The sequence below is a fragment of the Kosmotoga sp. DU53 genome (genome assembly GCF_001639905.1).
In the GTDB taxonomy this organism is placed as follows: Bacteria; Thermotogota; Thermotogae; order Petrotogales; family Kosmotogaceae; genus Kosmotoga; species Kosmotoga olearia.
On record NZ_JGCK01000010.1, the window covers coordinates 1 to 3,736 of the forward strand.

The following is a 3,736-nucleotide window of genomic DNA, read 5'->3' on the forward strand; positions in this document are numbered from 1 at the left end:
GGGTATATTCCTCGAAAGGGGTAGAAAACCGATGCCTGTGTGGAAGAAGAAACCGATTCTGTTATATGCGACTTATTCTGAAGGCCATGCGGAGGTAGTATGATGGTACTTAACCACCGTCGGAGAATCCGATACTCAATCCATGAGCCGTGTACGTTGGCCCGTATGCACGGTTCTGTGAGAGGACGGGGGGGATTCCCCCCTCCTACTCGATCACAACTTCGTTGCGGATTGAGAAAACAAAGGAGCGGGTATAGGGTCTGGGGTTTAGGGTATAGAGAAAACATTAAAAGTCCGAGAACCGAGATCCGGTATTGTAGGGGCACAGCATGCTGTGCCTTTTATCTTGTTACCACCTACCACAGTCATTCTGGAGATGTCCTATCCAGAATCTTAACCACCACTATCATTCTGGAGATGTCCTATCCAGAATCTTCCCACCTCACCGTCATTCGGGAATCTCTAATCCAGAATCTGCACTTTACGCGTTTTTCGAAAATGGGGACACAGTACTGTCCCCATTTTCTCAACTTCGTGAGTGTCAGCCATTCCCAGCACCTTTCTCATTTGCGTACTACATTCCTGCTGCATAGCAGCCCTTCGGTTCTTGTTTACTTACATCTATATTTTCCCGTTATGATGGTATAATATAACTACATTAATACCATAACGGGGTGATAAGATGGAATTGTTTGATATCCTGTTATCGATGAATCCCTGGTGGCGGGGTAGTAAGATAGAAGTTCCTGAAATAAAAAGAGATGCTTACGATGAAGTTCAAAAGCTTTATAACACTTCTAAAACCATGATTTGCATTCAGGGACTGAGAAGGGTTGGAAAATCTACGTTGATCTTTCAATTCATAAATGAACTCCTTGAAAAAGGGAAGGATCCGGAGGATATTTTATACATCTCCTTAGACGATCCAAGACTTATCAGTTTTGATTTTCCGATAATCGAAGCATATGAACTATGGTTAAAAAGGTTCGGTAGAAGAAAGGCGTACCTTTTCGTGGATGAAGCTCATTTTTCCAGAAACTTCGATCTTCAGTTAAAAAGAATCTACGACAATTATGGTCCGAAGATCATATTCACAGGTTCCGCATCCCTTTTCTTAAAGAAAGGGATATCCGAAAGCCTTGCAGGTCGGGTTATCTCGGTTCCAATGAATCCATTGTCATTCAGAGAATTTCTGAGGTTTAAGAACCTGAAAGTAGAAAGTTTCGCTTCCATTGAAGAAGCTATTGATAATGCTTATAAGCTGCCTCTGGAGATATACAGCCTATTCCACGAATACCTGCTCATCGGAGGATTCCCTGAAACGCTAACCTTAAAACCCGAAATGGCGAAAAGGTATTTACGCGAAACATACGTTGAAAGGGTTCTCCTGAAGGACATTCCAACAATCTTTGGAAACGTGGATACCTTAAAGCTCCTATCCACTTTCGCAATACTTGCTGAAAGCACGGGAAACAAAATAAATTTCACTGAAGTCTCCAGTTCTCTCCGCCTGAAGATCGATACCGTAATAAAATACTCGGATTATATAAAGGCCTCCGGGCTTGTGCACTTTGTCCATCGTATTAGCAAATCGGTAAGAGCACGTCGAAACATAATGCCAAAGGTGTATCTGGCACATCCGTCAATAGCAGGAGCCTTCAGCGAAATCAGGCTGAATGAAGGAGTCTTAGTAGAAAATGCAGTCGAAAATCACTTAATAGCGGATAAATATTACTGGGAAGGCAAACGGGAAGTGGACTTTGTCGTAAACGGAATACCCGTTGAAGTAAAATTTTCAAACAAACCAGAAACCGCTCTTAAAAATCTGCAGGAGCTCTCCAGATACTTAGATTTCAAAAGAGCTATTGTTGTCACCAGGGACATCTTAAAAAAAGAAAATTCGAATGATAAAGAGATCTTCTTCATACCAGCAGCGGTATTTCTCCTTAGTGAGGTTCGGTAAGCACGCTAGCGGGTGGGTAAGCCCAGCTGCGCTGCGAAGTGCTGGACTACGTCCAGGAGGCTTGCAACGCTGTCAGCTGGTAGAGCGACGCTTGCGAGGCTGAGGCTTGCGGACGCTGTCAAATAAAGCGACACGAACCGCAAGCGGTTGTCGCGAACTCCTGCGGAGTTGTTCCGAACCACTTCGTGGTTGTCTCGAACCGCTTCGCGGCTGAAAAAACTGTCATTCTGGAGATGTCCTATCCAGAATCTGCTCTATGTACCCTTTCGTCAACGGCGTAGCCGCTCCAAGCATCAATCAGCGGAGCTGATTCCAGCATCAATCGCCAAAAGTGATTCCAAGCGTCATTGCCAGGGGCAATCCAAGCATCTGCGTACGCTTTCTGCACTTCAGACGAGATCCTGAATTAAGTTCAGCATGACGGGTTATGGATGTTTATATTGAACAGTAAAGTAGGGGCACAGCATGCTGTGCCCTTTAATAGGATTTACAAAGGGCAGAACATGTTCTGCCCCTACGATAAAGAACAGCTATTCATTACAGCCTAACAATTATGGCTTGCCATCTGAGAAAATGGGGATAGTCCGCTACGATACTACCCCATTTTTTAGATTTGTTAATCTTAAAAACGCATATCGCTTTTTATTGATTCTATTTGCTTTCTTAATTCTGGAAGATCATTTTTTATAATAGCCCACACAATATCAAAGTTAACTCCGAAATAATCATGGATTAGCTTGTCTCGGGTACCTGCTATTTCTTTCCATGGAATCCGCGAATATTTTTGCCGAATATGAAGTGGAATCATTTTTGCCGCTTCCCCGATAATTTCTATATTTCTAACAACAGCATCCTGCGTTTTAAGATCATCTAGAAATTCGTTGTACGTCAGATTGTCTATGTAGATCATTATTCTGTTTATTGCTTCGATAATATCTTCAATCAGTTCTGAAGGAGTTCTTTCAGACATAGGTAAGCGTCCTTTCTATATCTTCTTTTATCTTACGGCTTCTTATCGTTTTTAGACCGATCGGGGTAATTAGATCTACTTTTTTACCAAGGGCGTTTTCCAGAAATTCCGCTAATTCCATAAACCTCAAACCAGGGACTTTATAAAATTCAACATAAATATCTATGTCGCTGTCTTTCGTCTGAGATCCTTTTGAGAAAGAGCCAAACACGGCTATTTTGCTCACGCCAAATCTATCTCTAAGCTCCGGCAGTAACTCTTTTAATATCTTAATGATTACCTCAAGATCTTTCATAATATCACCTCTAAATGATTATATCACTACACTCAAATTATGTACGAATGATACTGACGGAACTTCGTTCTGGACGCTTGCAAAGGCTGTCAGCCGGCGGAGCGACGCTTGCGAGGCTGAGGCTTGCGGACGCTGTGCGCTGCAAAGCAGCGACTATGCTGAGCTAAAGCTCAGGCTATGCGTGACTCCGTCACGGCTATGCACAACTTCGTTGCGGATTGAGAAAACAAAGGAGCGGGTTTAGGGTCTGGGGTCTAGGGTATAGAAAGAGCTGCGAGAGCCGAGAATCGAGAGGCCGAGAGTCCGAGAACCGATGTAGGAGTAAAATAAAGGAGGCAGTCAGGAGGAAGAGAGGAACAGAGAACCGATCCGCCATAAGAGCGACTGCTTCTCACACTCCCTCTTCCATCCTGGGAGTACTAGAGGATCAATAGTAGGATATCCGGGGAAACCCAGGAACGCTACATCGATTAACCTGTACTCATTGACTGCACAATGTTTTTTGGAG

3 protein-coding genes are annotated in these 3,736 nt (G+C 43.5%); 1 reads left to right on the forward strand and 2 read right to left on the reverse strand.

Features of this window, described 5'->3' with window-relative positions:
• The first annotated feature begins 682 nt into the window (after window positions 1-682).
• Window positions 683-1,963 (forward strand): ATP-binding protein, encoded by a 1,281-nt coding sequence (locus tag DU53_RS01015; RefSeq protein WP_063727031.1) that lies wholly within the window; start codon window positions 683-685, stop codon window positions 1,961-1,963.
• A gap of 622 nt (window positions 1,964-2,585) precedes the next feature.
• Here DU53_RS01015 and DU53_RS01020 read toward each other — a convergent pair.
• Both DU53_RS01020 and DU53_RS01025 read right to left on the reverse strand, forming a co-directional pair.
• On the reverse strand, window positions 2,586-2,933 hold the full coding sequence (locus DU53_RS01020; RefSeq protein WP_063727032.1) for a DUF86 domain-containing protein: 348 nt from the start codon (window positions 2,931-2,933) through the stop codon (window positions 2,586-2,588).
• On the reverse strand, window positions 2,926-3,228 hold the full coding sequence (locus DU53_RS01025; RefSeq protein ID WP_063727034.1) for a nucleotidyltransferase family protein: 303 nt from the start codon (window positions 3,226-3,228) through the stop codon (window positions 2,926-2,928). The genes DU53_RS01020 and DU53_RS01025 overlap by 8 nt, the downstream gene beginning before the upstream one ends.
• Window positions 3,229-3,736 lie beyond the last annotated feature (508 nt).